18 protein-coding genes are annotated in these 20,941 nt (G+C 56.7%); 7 read left to right on the top strand and 11 right to left on the bottom strand.

Annotated elements, in window-relative coordinates; genetic code table 11:
• Nucleotides 1–68: 68 nt before the first annotated feature.
• From NTX17_04425 to NTX17_04410, 4 genes are all read right to left on the bottom strand, one after another.
• Entirely contained in the window at nt 69–653 is a 585-nt protein-coding gene (locus tag NTX17_04425; GenBank protein MCX5800612.1) for a sigma 54-interacting transcriptional regulator, read from the bottom strand.
• An 87-nt stretch (nt 654–740) separates the two neighbouring features.
• Nucleotides 741–968 (bottom strand): hypothetical protein, encoded by a 228-nt coding sequence (locus NTX17_04420; protein MCX5800611.1) that lies wholly within the window; start codon nt 966–968, stop codon nt 741–743.
• 276 nt (nt 969–1,244) lie between these two features.
• The gene (locus NTX17_04415) at nt 1,245–6,605 is read right to left on the bottom strand and encodes a sigma 54-interacting transcriptional regulator (GenBank protein ID MCX5800610.1); all 5,361 of its coding nucleotides are present in this window, start codon (nt 6,603–6,605) and stop codon (nt 1,245–1,247) included.
• A gap of 869 nt (nt 6,606–7,474) precedes the next feature.
• Nucleotides 7,475–7,738 carry an HU family DNA-binding protein gene (locus NTX17_04410; GenBank protein ID MCX5800609.1) on the bottom strand — a complete coding sequence of 88 codons (264 nt, stop codon included), beginning with the start codon at nt 7,736–7,738 and terminating at the stop codon, nt 7,475–7,477.
• A 446-nt stretch (nt 7,739–8,184) separates the two neighbouring features.
• Between NTX17_04410 and NTX17_04405 the strand changes: the two genes are divergently transcribed.
• From NTX17_04405 to ybgF, 6 genes are all read left to right on the top strand, one after another.
• Nucleotides 8,185–8,898, top strand: a complete 714-nt coding sequence (locus tag NTX17_04405) for a MotA/TolQ/ExbB proton channel family protein (GenBank protein ID MCX5800608.1) — start codon at nt 8,185–8,187, stop codon at nt 8,896–8,898.
• A 1-nt stretch (nt 8,899) separates the two neighbouring features.
• Nucleotides 8,900–9,304, top strand: coding sequence for a biopolymer transporter ExbD (locus NTX17_04400; protein MCX5800607.1), 405 nt, complete (start codon nt 8,900–8,902; stop codon nt 9,302–9,304).
• Nucleotides 9,305–9,383: 79 nt separating this feature from the next.
• The gene (locus NTX17_04395) at nt 9,384–10,130 is read left to right on the top strand and encodes a TonB family protein (protein MCX5800606.1); all 747 of its coding nucleotides are present in this window, start codon (nt 9,384–9,386) and stop codon (nt 10,128–10,130) included.
• 62 nt (nt 10,131–10,192) lie between these two features.
• Nucleotides 10,193–11,572, top strand: a complete 1,380-nt coding sequence (tolB, locus tag NTX17_04390; protein MCX5800605.1) for a Tol-Pal system beta propeller repeat protein TolB — start codon at nt 10,193–10,195, stop codon at nt 11,570–11,572.
• Nucleotides 11,573–11,612: 40 nt separating this feature from the next.
• A complete protein-coding gene (gene pal / locus NTX17_04385; protein MCX5800604.1) occupies nt 11,613–12,170 on the top strand; it encodes a peptidoglycan-associated lipoprotein Pal in 558 nt (185 codons plus the stop codon).
• Between the two features lie 61 nt (nt 12,171–12,231).
• Complete coding sequence (gene ybgF, locus NTX17_04380; GenBank protein ID MCX5800603.1) at nt 12,232–13,008, top strand: tol-pal system protein YbgF; 777 nt, start codon at nt 12,232–12,234, stop codon at nt 13,006–13,008.
• A 3-nt stretch (nt 13,009–13,011) separates the two neighbouring features.
• Here the strand turns inward: ybgF and NTX17_04375 are convergent, their stop codons facing one another.
• The 5 genes from NTX17_04375 to dcd all read right to left on the bottom strand — a co-directional run bounded on the left by NTX17_04375 (nt 13,012) and on the right by dcd (nt 16,975).
• Entirely contained in the window at nt 13,012–13,167 is a 156-nt protein-coding gene (locus NTX17_04375) for a hypothetical protein (GenBank protein MCX5800602.1), read from the bottom strand.
• 11 nt (nt 13,168–13,178) lie between these two features.
• Nucleotides 13,179–14,606, bottom strand: coding sequence for an aldehyde dehydrogenase family protein (locus NTX17_04370; GenBank protein ID MCX5800601.1), 1,428 nt, complete (start codon nt 14,604–14,606; stop codon nt 13,179–13,181).
• A gap of 67 nt (nt 14,607–14,673) precedes the next feature.
• On the bottom strand, nt 14,674–15,282 hold the full coding sequence (thyX, locus tag NTX17_04365) for an FAD-dependent thymidylate synthase (protein MCX5800600.1): 609 nt from the start codon (nt 15,280–15,282) through the stop codon (nt 14,674–14,676).
• A gap of 7 nt (nt 15,283–15,289) precedes the next feature.
• Nucleotides 15,290–16,378, bottom strand: coding sequence for a quinolinate synthase NadA (nadA, locus tag NTX17_04360; protein MCX5800599.1), 1,089 nt, complete (start codon nt 16,376–16,378; stop codon nt 15,290–15,292).
• A 33-nt stretch (nt 16,379–16,411) separates the two neighbouring features.
• Nucleotides 16,412–16,975, bottom strand: a complete 564-nt coding sequence (gene dcd / locus NTX17_04355) for a dCTP deaminase (protein MCX5800598.1) — start codon at nt 16,973–16,975, stop codon at nt 16,412–16,414.
• A gap of 433 nt (nt 16,976–17,408) precedes the next feature.
• Between dcd and NTX17_04350 the strand changes: the two genes are divergently transcribed.
• Entirely contained in the window at nt 17,409–18,854 is a 1,446-nt protein-coding gene (locus NTX17_04350; GenBank protein ID MCX5800597.1) for an O-antigen ligase family protein, read from the top strand.
• Between the two features lie 302 nt (nt 18,855–19,156).
• Here the strand turns inward: NTX17_04350 and NTX17_04345 are convergent, their stop codons facing one another.
• Nucleotides 19,157–19,405, bottom strand: a complete 249-nt coding sequence (locus tag NTX17_04345) for a hypothetical protein (protein MCX5800596.1) — start codon at nt 19,403–19,405, stop codon at nt 19,157–19,159.
• A gap of 97 nt (nt 19,406–19,502) precedes the next feature.
• Nucleotides 19,503–20,930: a pitrilysin family protein gene (locus NTX17_04340; GenBank protein MCX5800595.1), complete on the bottom strand. Its 1,428-nt coding sequence runs from the start codon at nt 20,928–20,930 to the stop codon at nt 19,503–19,505.
• Nucleotides 20,931–20,941: the final 11 nt, after the last annotated feature.

Here is a 20,941-nt window from a genome sequence, read left to right as displayed (position 1 = left end):
GCCTGCGGCGCCATGCGGCTGTGCCGGGAGATGTTCTTGTGCGCGCCAACCGGGCCGGCCTTGCCCTGCTAAGCCTCAACGCCCGCGCACGCGCGCTTGGGGAATGTTGTTTCGATCTTCTTCTTGCCCGCCGGGTCAAGCTCTATCCGCACCTTGTCGAGCAAGTCCAGGAGGCCGGGAAGAAAGCTGCCTTGGGTCACTGAGTCAGAGAGATCCTTGCTCACTCCCGCGATCACCCTCAATCCCACTTCGCCAGGCCTCTCATTCTTGAATCTCTGCAATTGCTTCAGGAATTCGAGGCATAGCCTCTGGCCCTGTGAGTCCATCTGCTCGACCTCATCGATGAAAAGTGTTCTACCCCAGAGCAACGTGGAGGTCCGCGAACACGGACACTCCCCGTCTCTCGTCAGGGCAAAGAACAGATTCAAGAACTCACTCTTTGGTCCCTGCGATCCGTTCTTGCATCTGAGCACGGTGAATGCGCCTTTGTTCTGGAAGCTGGCCGCGTGGAACATGCGTGCAACCCACTTTCTGCGTGCCCCATCACTGCCTATCACAAGAACGTTGGGAAGGAAATTGCTGTCCCGCTCAAGGACCTTTCTCAGGGTCTCATGAGTGGCGTTCCGCGACTTTCCATCGTTCCACATCGCCATCACACGACCTCCTGTTCCCAAGAGTAATGCACCTGGAGAAGACCCGACCGCCGCTTTGCTCCAGGCATCCTTTGCCAAAGGATGACATTAGAGGACGACTGCCGTCCCCACACTGACGACCAGATTCAGCAGCGCAAGCGAACCACCCGTGCCTGCACCACCCGAACCATCCTCATCTGGAGGAACAACCGGTATTGGCTCCGGAAGACCGGCCGGACCCGCAGTGACGACGCCGACTGGAGCCAGTACGACCAACAAGAACAAGACCAGAACGGATAGAATCACCAATCGTCTGGATACTGTAGAAAGGTTCATGCGGAACACCTCCTTGGACAAACGTGGACAGAGCACTCTCTTTGGCGGCCGGGCAAAGCGTCAGGAAGCTGTACTAGAGAGCCAACTATAATCAGGTAGGAGAACAAGTTGCGTGCCAAGAAGGTCAAAAAACACGGCGCGGTAACGTATTATTGAGTCGTGAGTTACGCGGCAGATTGAATGGATGGCTTAAAGACCGCCAGGAACGGCTCGACAAAATCTAGGAATGGACCTCGGCAGGTGCAAGATTGGCCGCAGGGAACACGTGGGCGCGACTCAAGTTAGAGTGCCTCGACACAGTTGGCGAACGTTGATGTGGTGCTTTCGTATCTTGTATCTGACGCTCTGCTCGGAGATTCCGATCTCTCTGCCAACCTTGCTTCTGTTCCCGTTGTTGCGGATCAGGGCCTCCATGAGTCTCTGTTTCTCCACCTGGGCGACCTCTTCTTTCAGCTTCCTCTTGCCTGTCGTGCCAGAGGTGGACGCCGGGCTCAAGGATAAGGCCTTCGTCTTCAACTCCTGCGGAAGGAGACCGAAGCGCACTTCCTCTCCGGGCGCGCACATGACTACAAACCTCTCGATGCAGTTCTCCAGTTCTCTAACGTTACCTTCCCACTCGCCCTCCATGAGTGCTCTCATGATCTCCTCGCCTATCTTGGGCGGGATGCTTCTCGTGTGGAGGGCACTGTACTTCTTGAGGAAGAACGCTACCAGATGGGGTATGTCGCCCTTTCTCTCTTTCAGGGGAGGGATGTTGATGGGAATGCCGGAAATCCTGTAATACAGGTCGTCTCTGAAGTTACCCCGGGCCATCTCGTCAGACAGATTCTTGTTTGTGGCGCAGATTACTCGCACGTCCACCTTGATGCTCCGTCTCCCACCCACCCTCGTGAATTCTCTTTCCTGAAGCACTCGCAGGAGTCTGGCCTGAAGGTCAAGACTCATGTCGCCTATTTCGTCCAGGAATATGCTACCTCCGTTTGCTTGCTCGAAAACCCCGATCCTCTTTGACACACCCGTGGCGACGCGATCTTCTATGCCGAACAGTTCGCCTTCAATCAATTCTCTCGGAATGGACGCACAGTTGACCGGAATGAAGGGTTTGTCTTTTCTTGGACTGTTGAAGTGTATGGCACGCGCCACGAGTTCCTTCCCGGTGCCGCTCGCGCCGGTGATCATGATCGTTGCGCCGCTGCTCGCCACCTTCTCGATGGCGCCGAACACCTTCTTCATCTGCGGGCTCTCGCCGACGATCTGGTCAAACTTGTAGTGAGAGGCGACCTGCTTTCTGAGTTCCAGATTCTCACGGTTGAGAGACTGATTCATTCCCTCCAGTTCCTCGCGCAGCATGCTGTTCTGGATGGCCATGCCTGCGAGATTCGCAAAACCCTCCATGAAATTCTGGTGAGCCGACCCGAAGGCCGCCGGAACACTCCGGTTGTCAAGATAGACGGCGCCGATGACTTTGTTTCTCGCCCTGAGAGGCACGCACAGGATGGAGCGAATCTCAAGCTGAGCAACACTCTTGATGTCTTTGAGCTCAGGATCTACTGAGGCGTCGGGCGTCGCCAAGGCCTGACCCCCTCGTGTCACGCGCTTAACGACCGTGCGGCTTATTTCAAGCGCGTCTATTTCCGTTTGATCCTCCAGTGAGCGACTCAGAACCTTCTCAATCTCTCCTGACTCTGTGTTCGTCAAGACAATGAGACCCCTCTCGCCACCGGTCTTCTCCAGGGCCAGGTCCATTATCTTCTCAAGCACCACCGAGGACGGCAGCGTCGAGTTGATGAGCTCTGCGGTCTTGAACAAAGTGTCGGTTTCCTCCTTCTGCGCCGTGGCCCCCGGTAGCGACGAAGCTTCCCTGTAGGCATTCAGTAGGGCCGACATCGCCCTGGCTCTCTCCGGGCCGGCCTGCATTCTCTCGAAGATCCGATCAGCCTCCTCCAAGGCAGACAAGGCCTCGGCCAGAAGCTCCTTCTTGCTCTGCGAGGATTCGCCTGACGCCGTCTCTCTGCGATAGGCAAGGAGTGCTTCGCCCAAGGAGAGAAGGCTTCGCGCTCTCTCCAGCGAATCCCCTTCCTGACTCAATACAGAGCATGAGGACCGGTATTTCTCGATCGCCTCTTTAAGATTCCCGCTCTTTTCCAGAATCAGTCCCTCCATTCTCCTCAGAATCCCAAGTCCCACGCTGCGAGTCTCTTCGTCCGTGTGTAGCGACAGACGCCCCAGCTCCTTCCCGGCCTCTTCGATCTCTCCTAGCGAACACAAAGTCTCAACGAGCACTTGCTCTGCGACTACTTTCTCCTGAGATCCGGTCGAGGAAGCCTCGATCGCCTTTCTGACCCATTGCAGGGCCCCGAGGGAGTCTCCGTTTCTCAAGAAAGCATGACCAAGTCCTGCCGCGCAAGTGGAAACGCCGTCCCTGTCACCGCTTTCCCTGTGGATCTCCATGGCCTCCAGGTAAAGTCTCTCGGCCTCATCCAGGCTGCCCGTCAGGCCTTCGACTTCTGCAAGGTTTCCTGCAGCAACGGCTCTTTCATGCTTGAGGTCAAACTGTTCTGCGATTCTGTAAGCCTCTGCGTAGAATCGCCTGGCGAGCGGTATCTCTCCTTTGAGTCTGTAAATGACCGCGACATTCGCCGATGTTCTGCCGCTCCCCACCAGGTCTCCACATCTCTTGCGCAGCTCCATGCTCCTCAGGTGGCTCTCGAGAGCCCCGTCAAGCTCGAGGAGTTCCTTGCGCACAAGTCCCAAGTTATTGTGACAGGCGCTCAGGACTATCAGTTCGCCGGCTTCTTGAGCCTTATCGCAGGCCTCAGAAATGGCTGATTCCGCTTCTTCAAAGCGACCTCTCTTCAGGAGGATCAATCCCAGATTATTGAGACAGGGTGCCACTACGTCCGCTCCACCGCTCAGCCGTCCCAGGCGCACGGCCTCCCTGTGGCGCCGTTCGGACTCTTCGAGACGCCCGAGCTTGGAGAGCACCACTCCCGAGCGGTTCTCGATGCGGGCCAGTAACGCCTCCATTCCGCTCTCGGAAGCCAATCTTGCAGCTTCTTCCAGGCACTTCAGCGCTTCGTCGTCCCTGGATGTTCTGAAATACACCCAGCTCATGTCCGCAAGGATTTCTGCTCTGTCTTTTTCAAACCCTCCAGCCGAAGCCAGCTTCATGGCCTCAAGGAGTCTCTCCTCCGCCTCATCGTACCGCGAGAACTTGAGCTTGAGTTTGGCGATTCTGAGGGTTGTCTGCAACCGTTCGCCTCTGCTCTCTCCAGGAATGAGACTCAGGCGCTCTTCCCAAAGCCGGAGCGCCTCCGCGTGACTGCCGGCTCGTTCCGCCGAGTCTGCGGTCAACCCCAGTGCGCGCGTGAGTAAGTCCTTCTGCCCGGCTGCCCTCGCGAGCGAGATCGCAACCCTACCGTGCTGAAGGGCGTCCAGGTAGGAGCTTTCCCCCACCGCGAGTTCGAAGCATCTCATCCGGCACGCCAGCGCGTCTTCGTTCCGGCCAGATTCCTCCAAATGCAAGGCAAGTTCCGCCAACCCGGTCTCCGGCTCATTCTTCTCCAACCACAGAGCCATCTTCGCGTGGAGTTCGCGCTTGACTCCCGCGTCTATTCCTTGGAACACCGTGCGCCTCGCGACAGGGTGGGAAAAAACGTAGTAACCCGGTTCACCGGATTCGATGATGCCCTTGTCTCTCAGACCGCTGATGAGTCGCGCGATTTCGGCGGGCGGCTTAGAGAGAACGAAGCCCAGGGCCTCTGTGCGGAAGGCGTTTCCTGAAATCGAGCCCGCCTTGAGCAGCATGGACTCGTCCGGGCTCAGTGCCCCAAGCCTCCTCTCCAGCAGATCAGGGGCACCCAGGACAGAGACAATCGAAGCCTCACCGGATAGGTCCCACGTTATTCTTTCTCCGACTCTCTTGATGCAGCCCCGCGACGCAAGCTCGGTCAAGAGCTCTTCGACCAGCATGGGAATACCCTGAGACCGCAAGAAAAGCCACTCGGCCAGCGGTCTCATCTCATCAAGAGGTTCGACCGCCAGCATGGACGAGGCAAGTTGGAAGACCTCTTCCATCGAAAGCCTGCGAAGCGCGAGTTTCCGAACCCCCGCGTGCGACTCCAGCTCCGAGTAGAGTCTCTCCGCGGCGGTGCCCTTTTCAAAGGCCTCGACCTCACAACTGCAAAAAAACAGAAGGGGCATGGCACACGTGAAGGGAACGTTGGCTATGAGGCTACTCAAGAGCTCGGGTCCTCCCAAGTGGGCATCGTCTATGAGAACGACGCTAGGTTCCAGCTTGTCCGTGGTTCCGGGGAAAATACTCTTGAACAGTGGATCCGCACCCGAGAATTCCGCGAGCCCTCTTCCCGAACCACCGTCAGCCGGTCTGTTAGACTCCGCCACTTCCGGCACCTCACAATGCGCGCACGGCCCGGCTCCAATTGCCTTGCCGCTCCATCTCAAGCGAACTCGGCCGGAGGAGGCAAAAGACTCGTCCGATCTCATGAGTGCCACCCGCAGATCGTCCATGGAAGCCGCGAGTCTGAGCCAATCCAAGAGTCGAGTCTTGCCAATCCCCGCCTCCCCCGTCACCAAGAAGAAACCACCTTTCCCGTCCGCTCTGCACGACGCCAGGCTCTCTCTCAATAGAGAAATCTCCTCTTTTCGGCCGACAATCTCCGGCGACAGCAATGCCACGGGCTGAGGAGAGAGAATCTCAGTCTCGGCTTCAAGCCCCGCAACGTGCGTCAGGACCCGCGAGAGCTCGCGCGCGGACTGATATCTCCGCTCCGGGTCCTTCTCGAGCAGTTTGAGAATCACGTTCGTGAGTTCGGTAGGAAGGGATGGGTTGATTTCCCTGGGCGATATCGGTCTCTTGAGCACATGCGCTCTCAAGAGGGCTTCCTCGGAGGTCTCGCTGAAAAGCCTCGCTCCCGCCACCAGCTCGTACAGCATCGCGCCGAAAGAGTAGAGATCGGCGCGTGCGTCCACGGGTAGACCTCTTATTACTTCGGGTGCGACGTAGGCGTGCGTTCCTCCTGCGATGCCCGCCTGGCTCATGGCGCGAGAAAGACCGAAATCTGTAAGTTTGACGGTCAATCCTCCGTTCTCCGGAACGTCACCCGCTTTCTCCGGAGACCCGTTTCCGCCTTCGCCCCTTACCACCAGCACGTTGGCCGGCTTTATGTCACCATGCACGATCCCTCTCGAATGGATGTAGGAGAGTGCATCACATATTTGTATTGAGAGCTTGATGACCGTATCGAAGGGCCGGTCTCTCAGAGCCTCATCGAAATGGAGACCCTCAAGGTACTCCATGACGAAGTAAAGCGCCTCGTCACCGGCCGATCCAAAATCATAAACTTTCACTATGTGAGGGTGTTCTAGTGAGGATACGCGAGCAAACTCCAACCTGAAGAGCTCTACCGCGGTGGGACTACAACCAGTCAGGGGGAGAAGCTTGAGAGCCCGTATTCGGCCCTCTTCCTCATCGGTGACCTTGAATACAATGGCCATTCCCCCGTAGGAGATAGACTCGACCACCGTGTACCGATTTGGAATCGCTCCCATGAAAGGGTTCGAGCAATCTGAGGCACTCGGCCTCACAAAGTGAGGACCCTGACGCCGCCTTTCCACACCTTCTCTTGTATCACTAGACAGGGCTAGAATCAAGTAAATTCGGCCCTGCGCGGTCCGCGAGAGAGGCGGCCGGCCGCCTCACGGCACCGCGCAGGGCACGGTACCGGGAGCCAACGGCCGCCACAAAAGATTGGCTCCCCGTCAACACCGTGGCTTCTACAAAACGCAAGGGAGGCATCAGCTCGACCGCAAAATGGTCGTGTTTGCGAAGCGTCACGAGAGTGGCAGGGAGCCTTTCCAGACTTCCTCGGGCACGGTCACCTTTGACCGCGCCCTGTGTGGCAGCCTTGTGGGCTGTCTTGCTTCGGTACTGCTTTCTCCGTCTCTCCTATTTCTTCCGGCCTCTGATGGTTCATTCGTGCGAAAGGTTCTGAGCCGCGACCGCAATCTGCCTGTGGCTGCCCTGTTGCCTTCTTGGCGGATTGCTCCTGCCGGGGTTGGTTAAACAGGTCGCGGTCTCAGAGCCCTTTGCATCCAACGTACATTGCACACACTGTGCCAGAAACGAAAGTAATCGTCCTTTCACTTGATGCTATATTGTGTTGCAATAACGCATGATGGCGCCGCGGTGGAATTGCGCGTCTTCGTTGCCGAACCACGGCAAGGGGTCGATCGAAACCGCCGTCACCCTTTCGATGGGATCGCAATACTACTCAAAGTGTATCAAGAAGTTGCGCATGGGTACTTACTATCCATACAAAACGCTGTCGGCTTCCCACTGGTGACATGCCCTGAAAGAGATTGCCGGAGACTCGGAGGGAATCAAAGCGGCGTTCCCGAAGACGAGCGCGGGACCGGGGAAAGGGGAAAAAGCAAAGGGGCGACCACTGAGGATCACCCCTTTGTTACTGGCATCCAGTCAAGGACTACAGTTGCTCCTTGTAGGCACTGCCTGGTCTGAAACGAACCGTCTTGGAAGGCGGGATCTTGATCTCCTCACCAGTGCGCGGATTGCGCCCTATTCTGCCCTTCCTCTTTGCCACTTGAAAACTACCGAAGCCTACTAGCTGGACACCCTTCTTGGTGTTCTTCTTAATGGCATCGAGGGTTGCCTCCACGGCCATCATGGCGTCCTTCTTGGTGAGCTTCGCTGCCTTCGCAACAGTGCTTATCAGTTCGGCCTTGTTCATACTATCACCTCACCTTCATGCCGGATTTTAACTTGCCGCTTTGATGTCTGTGTACCACAGGCCACAAAACAGGTCAAGAGAAAACTGCACCTTTTCGAAATTTAGATGGGCGGCTGTTCGGCATGAAAACAGGGAAAACGGAGGGGGCGCCGTTGGAATCCCTTGCGTATCTTGCCTCTCATGAGCTTCTCGATTCCAGAAATCGTGCTCCATCGGCTCGCACACACCGACGGTCGTGTCGCCGCGCCGATTGCCCTTGACATCGGGGCCTCAGAGAATATAGTCTCTTGCGGAAACGGCGCTCTGCGGCTCTTCATGTGACAAGACTCTGTCTTTTCGCCCTGCCGGAATTCTCTTCGCTGGTTTGCGTCACTAGTCCGGGAAACGAATTGAAGCTGTCGACGTTCAATCGGTAGAACCGGAACAACTACGAAGCAGGAGCAACTATGCATTCAATCTGGCTACATTCGCTCGCCCTGGGTCAAGGAAGCATCTACAGGCTGATCGCTGATGCAAGTTCATTTGCGAAGTTGATCTTGGTCGTGCTCCTGGTGTTTTCGGTGATCTCCTGGGCCGTAATCATTGAGAAGATACGCTTCTTCAGAGCCGCGGATAGACATTCGGATTTGCTGAAGAGAAGATTCCATGAGGGAGCAAGACTGGAGGAGCTTTCTGCAATCTCGAGACAGAAGCCCTCGAGCCCCTACGCCAACCTGATCACGGAGGCCGAGCCCGAGATGGCGCCGCGCGGGGGCGGCAGCGTCGCCGCCTCGAGAGAGGCTGCGACTCCTGCGAACGAGGGAATTGTCAGGGTGCGATCGGCAATGAATAGGGCCGCGAGCACCCAGGTCTCAAAGATGGAATCATACCTGACCTTTCTTGCGACCACCGGCAGTGTGACACCCTTCATCGGACTTCTCGGCACGGTCTGGGGCGTGATGAGCGCCTTTCTCAGCATGGGTCTGCGGGGATCCGCAACCCTTGCCGTGGTTGCCCCGGGCATAGCCGAAGCCTTGATTGCGACAGTTGCAGGGCTTGCGGCTGCCATTCCCGCGGTTGTCGCTTACAATTTCTTCCTGGGCAGAGTGAGGAGTGCAGAGAACGATTTGACTAAGTTCATCTCAGAATTCTGTGACAGACTGAGCGGAGGTATGCTGTGAGATGAATCTGGAGAGGAGAAACCTGTCTGACATAAATGTGACCCCATTTGTCGACGTGGTGCTCGTCCTACTGGTCATATTCATGCTCACGGCGCCTTTTATTCAGGGAGCCGTGGACGTGGATTTGCCGCGCGCCGATGCAAAGCAAGTGGACCTCAAGGAAGGGTTGATAATCTCGGTTTCAAGAGACAAGCACATCTACCTCGACAAGGAGATCGTTCAGTTGAGCGAACTCGAGTACAAGTTGAGTATCTTCAAAGACGCCTTTCCGGGTAGACCGGTCTTCTTGAGGGCCGACAAAGACGTGCCGTACGGTTTTGTCGTGAAAGTGGTCTCGATTCTGAAGAAGGTCGGCATAGAGAACCTCGGGCTCGTTGCAGAATTCACGGAAGGCGCAGCGCAATGAGAAGCCAGGAGACGAAGTCGGTCGTTGGTGGCTCGCAGCCGCTTGCCTGCTCGCGGTCGCGGAGCGGTTCGCCATTCGCATGAAAAAAGGTTTTGTCATTTCCCTCTCAGTACATCTGGGTTTGCTGGCGGTCATCTTCGGCCCTCTGACCGGAAGAGCGACGATTCTCTCTCCGGGAACGATCTACGAGGTAAGTCTCGTGTCCCTGCCGGCCGGGTTTCCGGGTCCGCAAGACCCTCCGGCAGGCAGTAATGAGCCGCCCGACGCGACGCTGGCGACCCCCGAACCCGGTGAGGTCACGAAGGAAGCGCTGAAGCTTCCCGCCGAGAAGAAATCTCTGGAAAAGAAGGCGATCGCGGAAAAGAAGAAAGAGGCGCCGGACACGAAGAGCGCTTCATCACATTCTGCCAACGCCGAGAGGAAATCGCCGGACGCATCGAAGTCAGGCCTTCATTCTCTTGTCAAAGGAGGAGTCGGTCCCGGAGGAGGTTCAGGCGCAGGTGGGTACTACTCGCAACTGCAACTGGACATAGAGAACTTCGAATTCAGTTACTACCTCGTGGCAGTCAGAAACAAGGTGAGCTCCAGCTGGAACCCGCCTGCCGGGCTCAGTACAGCGGCCAGCGCGGTTAGAACGGTCGTATTCTTCAGAATCGAGCGGAACGGCAGGATCGCCGACCTCAAGATAGAGACGCCCTCTGGCATTCCGTTCTTCGACCAGTCGGCACTGAGGGCCGTCCTGAGATCTGAGCCTTTTCCCTCTCTACCCAGAGGATTTGCCGACAGCTCGCTCGGCGTTCATTTTGGATTCGAATATGTTCAATAGTGGCAAGGACGCAACAGCTCGTTTTTTCGACTGCCGTACACTCTTTGAAAGGCGTGAACATCGTGTCTTCTAGCATTGCGAGAACATTCCACCCGAGACCCCACCCAACCGGGCCGCGTCCCTACCTGCGTGCGCTCGTACTCCATCTGATGGTTCCGTTAGGCCTTACCCTGGGGGTTCTGTCATCTCATGCGCCCACGGCGACCAGCGCCGAGCCACCGGAGGTGCGCCTGGAAATACGAACTTCTCAAGCCATATCGATTAGAGTCTACGTGGCGGGGTTCGGCACACTCGGCGCCGGCGGCCTCGGCAGGTATTCGGCAGACTTCGAGAAGATAGTGGAATCCGACCTTCGATTCTCCGGTTTTTTCGAGGTCGCGCGCGCGCCTGCCGGCGATCTCAACGCGTTTCTTGATAGTTTCAAGACCAAAGTCGGCTCCAAGGAGGAAGTCCTCGTCGAGGGAAGGGTGTCGGCCGAGGATGACAAAATTGTCTTCGAGGGCAGGCTCTATGACATTGCGAGTCGTAAGACGATAATGAACAAGCGCTACAAGTTTGTCGAACGCGCCTTGAGGAAGGCCGCTCACCGGTTTTCTGACGAAATCGTCCTGCAACTGACCGGCGAGAGAGGAATCGCCTCAACAAGCGTCGCGTTCGTCTCGAATGCGTCCGGGGCCAAGGAAGTACACGTCATGGACTACGACGGATACGGAGGCAAACAGATAACGATGGAAAAGTCCATCTGCCTTTCTCCCCACTGGAGCCCGGATGGACAGAGAGTCGTCTACACGAGTTACTCGAGCGGAAACCCCGACCTCCACGTCGTGGGAAGATACGGCGGCAAGCCATACACACTCTCGGCTTACAGAGGGCTCAACTCAAGTCCTGCCTGGGCACCGGATGGAAAGAAGATCGCGCTCACGCTCACGAAGGACGGAAACGCGGAGATATATGTGATGAATACGGACGGCTCGGGCCTCAGACGCCTGACGAGTCACCCTGCCATCGACTCCTCCCCTTCCTGGTCTCCGAGCGGACGACAGATTGCTTTCACCTCGGACAGAAGCGGGAGCCCGCAAGTCTATCTGATGGAAGCCGACGGCTCCAACGTGAGAAGACTCACGTTCGCCGGTTCCTACAATGACTCGCCTGCCTGGTCGCCGAAGGGAGACAGGATTGTGTACGCCTCAAGAATGGGAAACAATTTCGAGGTTTTTGTGGTAGACATAGCAGGTGTGAGCCCTATCCAGTTGACTTCGGGCAAAGGAAACAACGAAAACCCGAACTGGTCGCCGGACGGACGACAGATAGTATTTAGCTCCACGAGAGATGGAAAGCGCGACATATACTTGATGAGCGCGGACGGTTCGAACGCCAGGCGACTGACAACCAGAGGTGAGAACTTCAACCCTTCGTGGTCTCCGCGCACTGGCGAAGAGTAGTGACTGAATGCAAACAAGATACAGGAAGGAGGTGACAATTTTGCTAAGAAAGAGAATCCTTTATGTCGCTCTTATTGTCGCGGCCCTGGCGTTGCTGCTGTCCTTGGGTTGCGCCAAGAAGAAGATAACTCCGACGGGAGAGCTTTCCAGCGCTCCAGCGCCGACGCGGGCCCCCGCGGAAGAGGTGACACAACCTGAGGTCACGGCACAGGAGGCTCAGGCACGCGTGGAGGAAGAACTCGCGGCTGAACTCGTCGCTGCCGCCTCGAAGCTCAGGGACGTCTTCTTCGCGTTCGACGACTACTCGCTCAGCGAAGAGGCCAGAGGGGTCCTTGCGAGCGACGGAAAAGTCATAGCGCAAACCCCCAAGCTCAGGATAGCGATCGAGGGGCACTGCGACGAGAGGGGCACGATCGAGTACAACCTCGCGCTCGGCGAGAAGCGAGCCATGAGCGCAAAGAACTACCTGGTGAACTACGGAATCGACCCTTCTCGGATTTCGACTGTCAGTTACGGAAAGGAGCGCCCGTTTGATTCCGGGCACGACGAAGGAGCCTGGGCGAAGAACAGACGCGCTCACGTCATCGTCCAGAAGTAGTCACGTTCCCTGCCCGGCGCCGGCTGTCGGGCAGGGGATTCAAAGAGACTGGTGGGTTGCAATGAGATACTGTCTGGGATTTCTCTACCTAACGATGGCCCTTCTCCTGGTCCAATCCGGCTGTTACGGAAGAAAACTGGTAAACGTTCCGAACACGGTGGACCAAACCAGGGGACAGGTGGAAGAATTGCGCAAAAATCAGGAGGAGACGCTGCGCCTCGTGCGCGAGCTGGAAGCGCGGCTTGACGAGAACACAGAATTTCTCCGACAACTCAGGGCCGACACAGGAAGCCGCTTCGAGGAGCTGGCGCAGGGAGTGGGAGTCCTTGGGGGAAAGGTGGACGAGAATGCCGAGCGTTTCTCCAGACTCTCTGAGAAAGTGGACGAGGTCAAGTATTCGCCCAAGGCGCAAGCCGACACCCTGGAAGCCTCCGGTGACACTCTTGCCATCGCCTATCCGGAAGCTGCGAAGGCTTACCGGGACGCCTACCTTGACATTACCGCGGGAAAATATGAGCTTGCCCGGATGGGCTTCGAAGAATTCCTGAAGAGCTTTCCCGAGAGCGAGCTTGCTGACAACGCCCAGTATTGGATCGGAGAATCATACTACGCGCAAGAACAGTACGGAGAAGCGTACGAAGCGTTCAAGAAGGTTCTCGACAACTACCCGGAGGGCGACAAGATACCGAGCGCCCTGCTCAAGGTTGCTTATTGTTCTCTTGCTCTCGACAAGAAGGAAGAAGGGCGAAAATATCTGGAGGAGCTGATCTCGAGGTTTCCCTTGAGCGAAGAAGCCAGGCTGGCTCAGGAGAAAATGGAGTCCCTTTCGGGTCGGTGAGGGTCACTTCTCTCCAGTCCGTCGCTTCTCGACGCCCCCACAGGAGAGAGACCATTTATTCTTTCTCGTGAACTCGAGTATACCTGCAATTGTCTTGGCGTCCTCAATCCTTCCATCGTCGATCATGGCCAGGGCTTCCGCCACGTCGGTGACTTTCATTTTCCTCTCCCCTAGCCTTTGGAGTTTATCGCAAGAAGCTTGAGCTCGGTCATTTCCTCTATGGCATACTTGAGCCCTTCGCGACCGAATCCGGAGTCTTTCACTCCCCCGTACGGCATGTGGTCAATCCTGTACGTCGGGACGTCGTTCAGCACGACGCCGCCAACTTCAAGGAGCTCAAATGCTGCTACGGCGGCGTCGATCCTCTGTGTGAATATGCCGGCCTGAAGACCGAATGTCGAGTCGTTGGTCTTTTCGATCGCCTCTTGGATGTTGGAGAATCTGTCTACCACCACCACGGGGGCAAACACCTCGCAGCAACTCACCCTCATGCTCGGCTTCGCATCCACAAGTATTGTCGGCTCGTATAGAGTCCCACGTCTGGCCGCACCGGTGAGAGCCCTCGCCCCTCCCGCCAGCGCGTCCGCAACCCACACGTCGGTCTTCTCGGCCGCCGAGGCGTCGATAAGAGGGCCGACGTCCGTACGCTCGTCAAGCGGGTCGCCAAGCACAAGATTCTTAGTTTTCGTGACGAGCGTCTGGATGAAAGGCTCGTACACATTCTTGTGAACGTATATGCGCTGGATAGAGATGCAGATCTGCCCGGCGTTTGCGAAGGCGCCCCTCACGCACTTGTCGGAGGTCGTCTCGATCGGAGCATCTTCGTCCACGATGGCGGCCGCGTTACCCCCGAGCTCCAGAGTGACTCGTTTCTTTCCGGCAAGACCCTTGAGCCTCCACCCGACATCGGCACTGCCAGTGAAGGAGAAAAGCTTGAAGCGTTCATCGCTCACCATGGTTTCGGCGAGAGCGGCCCTGGATGGAAGCACGCTCACAGCCTCGGGAGGCAACCCGGCCTCAAGCAGGATTTCCCCGAGCGCCAACGAACAAAGGGGTGTGGAAGACGCAGGCTTCAAGACGACCGGATTGCCTGCCGCGATGGCGGGTGCGACCTTGTGCGCAACAAGATTGAGAGGAAAATTGAAGGGCGTTATGCCCAGCACCGGCCCCAAAGGGAATCTTCTGGTAATGCCGAAGCGACCTCTCGAACCCTGAATCCAATCCAGGGAGATGTACTCGCCGCCGATTCGCTTTGCCTCTTCTGAGGCCACCTTGAACGTGTTCGACGCGCGAGCGACCTCCACTCTGGCGTCCCTGATGGTCTTTGCGGCCTCGAGACTCAGCACGTTCGCAAGCTCCTCGGCTCTGCGAGCTATCGTTGCGCTCACGGCTTCAAGTATCGTCGAGCGCTCGTGGCAGGTCAGCGTTCGAGTGACGTTGAAGGCTTTCGCGGCCAGCGAAGCGGCTTCCTCCATGTGGACAGAAGAGGCGCGCGACACCCGGGCAACCAGGAGGCCGTCGTACGGAGATCTGACCTCAAGAATATCGTCGGTAGCGACCCATTTCCCACCGAGTAGGAACGACCACTCTTTCTTCATACCCCTAGCCTCTCTTGTGCTTGCTTCTCCCGGCATCGGCTCTCACAGACCCCTGTCCGGTGCAACGTCACTGGACTTCTTTCGAGTCCGGTTCGACGAGCGTGAACACCGACGGAGCGATTTCCTTGAGCTTTTCGTGGATGAGTCGGCAGAGTTCTCTTATTTCCCACTGTGCATCGGAAGCCAACCTCTCTCTGAGCACGTGAAGCCATTCCCTGAAGTTGGCGCTCATGACAAGCTCTGTCGTACACGCGTTGGGAAGAACGTAGCGGGCGTCTTCTCTCGGTATTCCTTCTTTCATGAGTTCGCAATATGCCTTCCACGAAGCGTCCATGGCGCTGCGGAATAGACCGGCCGATCGTTCGCCCGCACGCTCCACGGTCGGAGGCGTCACGTACGAGGCCTGCGTCTCGCGCACGTGTCTCTGGCTCCTCTGCGAGTACGACGCAAGCCTATGCCGCACGAGCTGGTGCGAACAGGCCCTGCTGATGCCTCGTATCCTGAACGTGGCACTCGCGTGCTCGAAAACGGAAAGGTGGCCTGCGTCAAACAGCTTTCGTATGAACACCTGCCTGTCGGAAGACGCCATCCTGTCCGTCGTGTCATAGCACGTGCGTGCGGAAATCTCTATCACGCGTTCCGCATCGGGAGTGGCCGATATGAGCTCGACCTTCATCTCTGCCTCACTTCCTGGTTTCTGAAATTCTCAGCATTCTCTCCAACGCGACCCTCGCGTCCGCCTTCAACGAAGGATCGACCCTGACGCGATTGACTTCGTTGAGGGACTCGAGAGTCCACAGAAGGTTCCTCGAGTTTATCCTGAACATGTTCGGACAGAGAGACCTTGCGAGTTCAAACACTACTTTGTCAGGATTCTCTGAGGCGAGTCTGTTCACGAGATTTATTTCGGTTCCGACGACTACGACCGATCCCTTCGGCGCGGAACTGACATAGTTCACGATAAACTCGGTGGACCCACATCCGTCCACCATGTCCACGACTTCTTGCCGGCATTCGGGGTGAACGACTATCTTCGCCTGAGGATACGCTTCGCGCACTGCTGTGACGTGTTCGGTGGAAAACCACGTGTGCACGTGGCAATAACCCTTCCAGAGAAAGATGCGCGCATTCATTATCTGCTCGGCGGTGTTGCCCCCCAGCGGCAGGTCGGGGTCCCAGAGCGCAATCTCACCAGGCGCGATTCCCAAGCGCTTCGCCGTGTTTCGGCCCAGGTGCTCGTCCGGGAAGAAGAGCACCTTCTCCCTCTGCCTCAAGCCCCACTCGATCAGCGCCCTCGCGTTCGAAGACGTACAGACTGCGCCGCCCCTCTTGCCGCAGAAGGCCTTGAGCTCGGCGTTCGAATTCACATACACGATCGGAGACACAAGATTCGGACCCAGGATTTCTTCCAGGCCTTCCCACGCGTTTTCCACGTCTCCGATTTGGGCCATCTCCGCCATCGGGCAGCCTGCGGCCATGTTGGGAAGATAGATTTTCTGGTCGTCCCGGGTGAGTATGTCGGCACTCTCGGCCATGAAATGGACGCCGCAAAAGACAATGAACTCTGCTTCCTGTTGGGCGGCTCGCCTGGAAAGCCCGTACGAATCTCCCCTGAAATCGGAGAGATCGACCAGCTCCTTCCTCTGGTAGTGATGAGCCAGGATTACGAGGTTGTGTCCGAGCTCCTTCCTGCGTCGCGTGATCCGCCCGGCGGTTTCTTCGACGGAAAGACTCAAGTACTTTTCCGGGATGATGCTGCCGGTTTCTTCCATTATCGCCTGCCTCCAGGCCGCAAATCCGGCCGTCTATCGATCGGAGACTCTGGGAGGCGTCACTCCGATTTGCCTCTGGTAAGCTCCGCCTTTGTCGGCATAGGAACGCTCGCAAATCTCATCGCTTTCCAAGAAAACCACTTGAGCTATGCCCTCGTTGGCGTAGACTCTGGCCGGTAAGTGAGCCGTGTTGGAGATCCCCAAGGTCACGTGCCCTTCCCACTCCGGTTCCAACGGAGTGACATTCACTATTATTCCACAACGAGCATAAGTGGACTTGCCGAGGCAGATGGTCAACACGTTTCTGGGTATCCTCAAATACTCAACGGTCCTTCCCAGAACAAACGAGTTGGGAGGAATGACACAAACGTCCCCCCTGAAATCAACAAAGGAGCGCGGATCAATGTCCTTGGGGTCAACCATGGCGCCGTTTGTGCCGGCGAAGATCTTGAATTCGTCCGCTATTCTCAAGTCGTAGCCGTAGGAGGAAAGCCCGAACGAGACAACTCCCCCGGCGACCCGCCTTTCCTCAAACGGGACTATCATGGCGTTCTCCAACGCCATTTTCCTTATCCACTTGTCAGACTTGACGGCCATTCATGCACCCATCTCGTGCGAAATCGCCGGCCCGGTAGCGCAGGCGAACCATCGCGGTCATCGTCAGCAACCCGATTCCGAGCCGGGTGAGGGAAAGCTCGTTTTGACCACAGGAACCAGACCAATTCTGAGCGCAGCGGCAAGAACACAGACGCAGACGAACGATCTCGACGACGGAAACCGCTTACCGGACGATTGACGCTCTTTCATGAAGGGATTGAAGCACTTACCGCGATAAAGTGGCGTGATTGTGGCACGACACTTGCTATCTACAAAGCAACGTGCACGGACTTAAGATCCAAGAAAGCCACCGGTGTAGTATAATGAATGGAATGGTGGGTGTCAATCAAGTGAGACTACGTTGTGCTACTGTCTGCCAACAGCCGCTCGAAGCGTCTGAGGAAATGGTGGGGTCGAGTCGGGAGAAAACAGGATGTCCGTAGCGACTTACCTGGAAAGGGTCAAGACGAACTTCCCCAGCGGCCACACGTTGCTCAAGATCATATTGCCTACGGGGCTGGGATTCTTGCTCGGTGCAGTCATAATGCACCCACACCATCGAACAATAGAGATACTCGCCGGCTTCTTCATCGCCGCCGCCGCAATTCTAGTAAAGCCCTCGCGTGCAATCGCTGCTTTTGTCGTCATTTTTCTCTTTCCCGCTCGCCTATCGATTGGCACGAGCAACACGGTATTCATGTTGATTCTCTTTTCCGCCTGGGCGGCCCAGCAGGTTATCGCAGGGAAGAGACTTTCGGTGAGAACCCCGCTTGACCTACCCATTCTTGTCATGGCCGCGGCGTACATGCTCTCCTTGATAAACGTGCCGCACGGCACGTACGGCGCGAACTTGCGAGGGCTCAGCGTGTTCTTTACTTCGGTGATGATCTATTACCTCATCGTGAATCTCACCACCGACACTGCCGCCGTGCTACGCCTGCTATTCGCCGGGGCAATTGGAGCAGGAATCATCGCTCTCCTCGGCCTGTACGAGATCTCTCACCCCGGCAGGCAACTGCTCCCGTACTTCCTGACGACGCGCGGCCCATCCAGTGGCGTAGACATCGTGAGGGCGGGCTCGGCTTTCAGCAACGTCAGCGTTCTATCACAGTATTCCGTCTTCTATCTATTGATCGGAGCGCTGTTGTTCGGCCGAGAGAGATCGCGTTTTCTGCGCGTCCTTATGGTTCTATTTTTCGCGGCATTCCTTACGATACTCGTTAGTACGGCCATGCGCGGCGCCATCATAGCGGGTGCGCTGGGACTCGCGTTCCTCGTGTGGAGAAGTAACGTGGCCTTTCATAGGGGCAAGATCATAGCCGCCATACTTCTTTGCGTGGTCGTCTTCCTCATAGCCCACCAAGTGCTTTCCTCCGCGGGCTTAGTGCCCAACATCTGGGAGAGGTTCGGTGAGCTTGAGCACAAGGGTGGAAGTCACGTTCAGCGTGCCGCGGTCATGCGCGAGGTCTTCGCCAGATCCTTGGAGCACCCGTTCATCGGCCACGGCCCTGTCGTGTCGTTGTCGAGAGGCTTCATCGCGTTGGGAAGCGAGAACCCTCACTGCCAGTACCTTCTCTACTTCTACACCATCGGACTGCTGGGGCTGGGCGGATTCATATGGCTTATGGTGTCCCTGTTCAGGACTTCCTCGGGAGCTCTTCGGCTGGTGAGCTCAAACAAATCCTTGATGGGTCTGATGGTCGTGCTTCAGACGTTCCTTGTCGTTTTCACGATACACGAGACAGTCGACGACTACTCGAGCTCTTCCAATTACCCGCTCTTTATTTGGTACGTGTTCGGACTAATTGTGGCGACAAGAAACGTGCTGGTGAAAGAGGCCGGCCTTCGGACCGACGTAGCAGCACCGGCGCAGAAATAATTGAGGGGTGTCCGCCGAAACCGTCCCTAACCTGCCCACCAGATGCCACGACCCAGCGGAAAACGGAACCGGAAGAGAACCGAATTGCAGGCCGGTCAACGAGAACGGCAGACATCCCCATCCAACAGTGAGATACACCCACACTCACGTGAAAGTTCCAGTGTCGTAACGTGCTCGCATTAGGCAAGTTAGCCTGGGCACCAAAAGTGTTTTCTGAGGAGATTCCGGTCCCTCAAGCGCGGCGCGACGAGGCTCCATTACCGTGCGTTGCAGCGATCGTCAACACGGCATCTCTCTTCCTGTCACTTGGTGCCAGCCATGGCGTTGTAGAGCCAGACCAGGACTCCAGCGATCGCAAACCCGTATACGAAGCCGTATACGAGTCCGAGGAACGCGCCTCCTACCGAAACGCAGTAGCCGGGCCACATTCTGTGCATCAGATACATGTGACCCCCACCACCCTGAGCGTGAACAAAAAGCGTTGTCAGAAAACAGGCGACACCAGAGACGATGCCGGCGGCCAGAGCGAAGGGCAACACCTTGAGCTTCATCAGGACCAGCTCCTTTCAGGATCCGCAGTCCAAGGCAGAAAGGCGACGGTTCGCATTCCAAGCCTCGGACCAGTGAAGACCGTACAGGGCCGGGCGTTTACTGTGTTGCGCCCAGCGGTTTCCAATCCATGTCCAGGGTCTGCGTCTTTCCTACGGTTTGAAGCTGAGGCGAAATCTCCGACACGTTTCCCAGAGCCAGGAAAGCCAGGTCGGTCGTCTCGAAGTAACGACGAGCCATCTCGGTTACGTTCTGTGACGTTACCGAGTCCACATTCTGCCTGAATCGGGCTGCATAGTCGGCGGGCAGCCCGTAGAACTCCACCTCCAGAAGAAGATCGGCCATTTCTTCGGGTGCTTCGAGCGAAAGAGGAAATTGGCCCCTCAAGAAGCTCTTTACCTTCTCAAGCTCTTCCTCATTCACTCCACCAGAAACAATTCTGTCCATCTCCTCCAGAATTACGCTCACTGCCTCTCCGACCGTCTCTGTCTTCGTGAACGTATTGATCGAAAAGACCCCACCTTCCTTCATGGGAATGAAGCGACTGAAAATGGAATAAGTGAGCCCCCTGTTTACCCGAACTTCCGTCATCAACCTGGAGGAGAACACCCCGCCCAGAATAGCGTTGCTGACGAGACCAGGAAAATAATCTGCGCTATTGCGGGCGAACGCGACATTCCCAATTCTAAGTTGTGTCTGCGTGGCGTCGCGCTTGTCAACCAAGCATATTCTCCTGCCCTCAATCCTTACGGGAGGCTCGACAAGAGTCCTCTTGACCACGCGGGCGCCGGCCTTCCAGGGGGAGAAGTCTCTTCTTATGAGTCGAAACACTTCTCCCGCGCCAAAGTCTCCTACGACCGCAAGAATGGCGCCTTTCGGAGTGAAGGCCTGCCCGTGAAATTCTTCCACGTCGGATCTCTCAATGCGGGCCACGGACTCGCTGTAACCGTCGGCAGGATGAGCGTAGGGATGGCCCTGCAGCAGGAATCGTCTGAATCCCGTGCTGGCGTATCTTGGAAGATCGTCTTTGTCACTCTCCAAGGACGCGAGCACGTTCTGTTTTTCCTTGTCGAATTCCTCCTGAACGAACGAAGGATTCCTGACCATGTCCGCCAGGAGTCCCGTCGCGAAGGCCGCATCGTCGCTCATGACTTCAAGCGAGAGTACCGTCCTGTCCTCTTTGGTGTCAATCGACAGCTCGGCTCCGAGGAAATCCACTTGGTCGGCGATCTCCCGGGCCGTCCGTCCCTTCGCGCCCTTCCTGAGGAGTGACGCCGTCAGACTCGCGAGCCCTTCCTTGTTACGTGGGTCATCAGCGGAGCCCGTTGGAATGAGGAGCTGAAAATCGATGAGAGGCAGGTCCCGCTTTTCCATGAGAATCACAACCAGGCCGTTTGAGAGCACCTTCCTTTCTGTGCGAGGCAGGTTGAAGGGTCTGTCGGCGGCAAGACAAAGTGCGCACGAAGAAGTCAAGAAACTCAAGACTAAGACAAGGATCGCGAGTCTTCTACAAACTCCTGCAAACATGGTTCTCCTCC

The sequence above is a fragment of the Candidatus Eisenbacteria bacterium genome, assembly GCA_026388185.1.
In the GTDB taxonomy this organism is placed as follows: Bacteria; Eisenbacteria; RBG-16-71-46; order JAFGJU01; family JAFGJU01; genus JAPLKG01.
The sequence above is the reverse complement of the archived record's forward strand: the minus strand, read 5'-3'. Positions and strand labels throughout refer to the sequence as shown.

Coding starts and splice junctions, on each gene's coding strand:
- NTX17_04425 (MCX5800612.1), bottom strand. CDS start 653: ATGGCGATGTGGAACGATGGAAAGTCGCGGAACGCCACTCATGAGACC.
- NTX17_04420 (MCX5800611.1), bottom strand. CDS start 968: ATGAACCTTTCTACAGTATCCAGACGATTGGTGATTCTATCCGTTCTG.
- NTX17_04410 (MCX5800609.1), bottom strand. CDS start 7,738: ATGAACAAGGCCGAACTGATAAGCACTGTTGCGAAGGCAGCGAAGCTC.
- NTX17_04405 (MCX5800608.1), top strand. CDS start 8,185: ATGCATTCAATCTGGCTACATTCGCTCGCCCTGGGTCAAGGAAGCATC.
- NTX17_04400 (MCX5800607.1), top strand. CDS start 8,900: ATGAATCTGGAGAGGAGAAACCTGTCTGACATAAATGTGACCCCATTT.
- NTX17_04395 (MCX5800606.1), top strand. CDS start 9,384: ATGAAAAAAGGTTTTGTCATTTCCCTCTCAGTACATCTGGGTTTGCTG.
- ybgF (MCX5800603.1), top strand. CDS start 12,232: ATGAGATACTGTCTGGGATTTCTCTACCTAACGATGGCCCTTCTCCTG.
- NTX17_04375 (MCX5800602.1), bottom strand. CDS start 13,167: ATGAAAGTCACCGACGTGGCGGAAGCCCTGGCCATGATCGACGATGGA.
- NTX17_04370 (MCX5800601.1), bottom strand. CDS start 14,606: ATGAAGAAAGAGTGGTCGTTCCTACTCGGTGGGAAATGGGTCGCTACC.
- thyX (MCX5800600.1), bottom strand. CDS start 15,282: ATGAAGGTCGAGCTCATATCGGCCACTCCCGATGCGGAACGCGTGATA.
- nadA (MCX5800599.1), bottom strand. CDS start 16,378: ATGGAAGAAACCGGCAGCATCATCCCGGAAAAGTACTTGAGTCTTTCC.
- dcd (MCX5800598.1), bottom strand. CDS start 16,975: ATGGCCGTCAAGTCTGACAAGTGGATAAGGAAAATGGCGTTGGAGAAC.
- NTX17_04350 (MCX5800597.1), top strand. CDS start 17,409: ATGTCCGTAGCGACTTACCTGGAAAGGGTCAAGACGAACTTCCCCAGC.
- NTX17_04345 (MCX5800596.1), bottom strand. CDS start 19,405: ATGAAGCTCAAGGTGTTGCCCTTCGCTCTGGCCGCCGGCATCGTCTCT.
- NTX17_04340 (MCX5800595.1), bottom strand. CDS start 20,930: ATGTTTGCAGGAGTTTGTAGAAGACTCGCGATCCTTGTCTTAGTCTTG.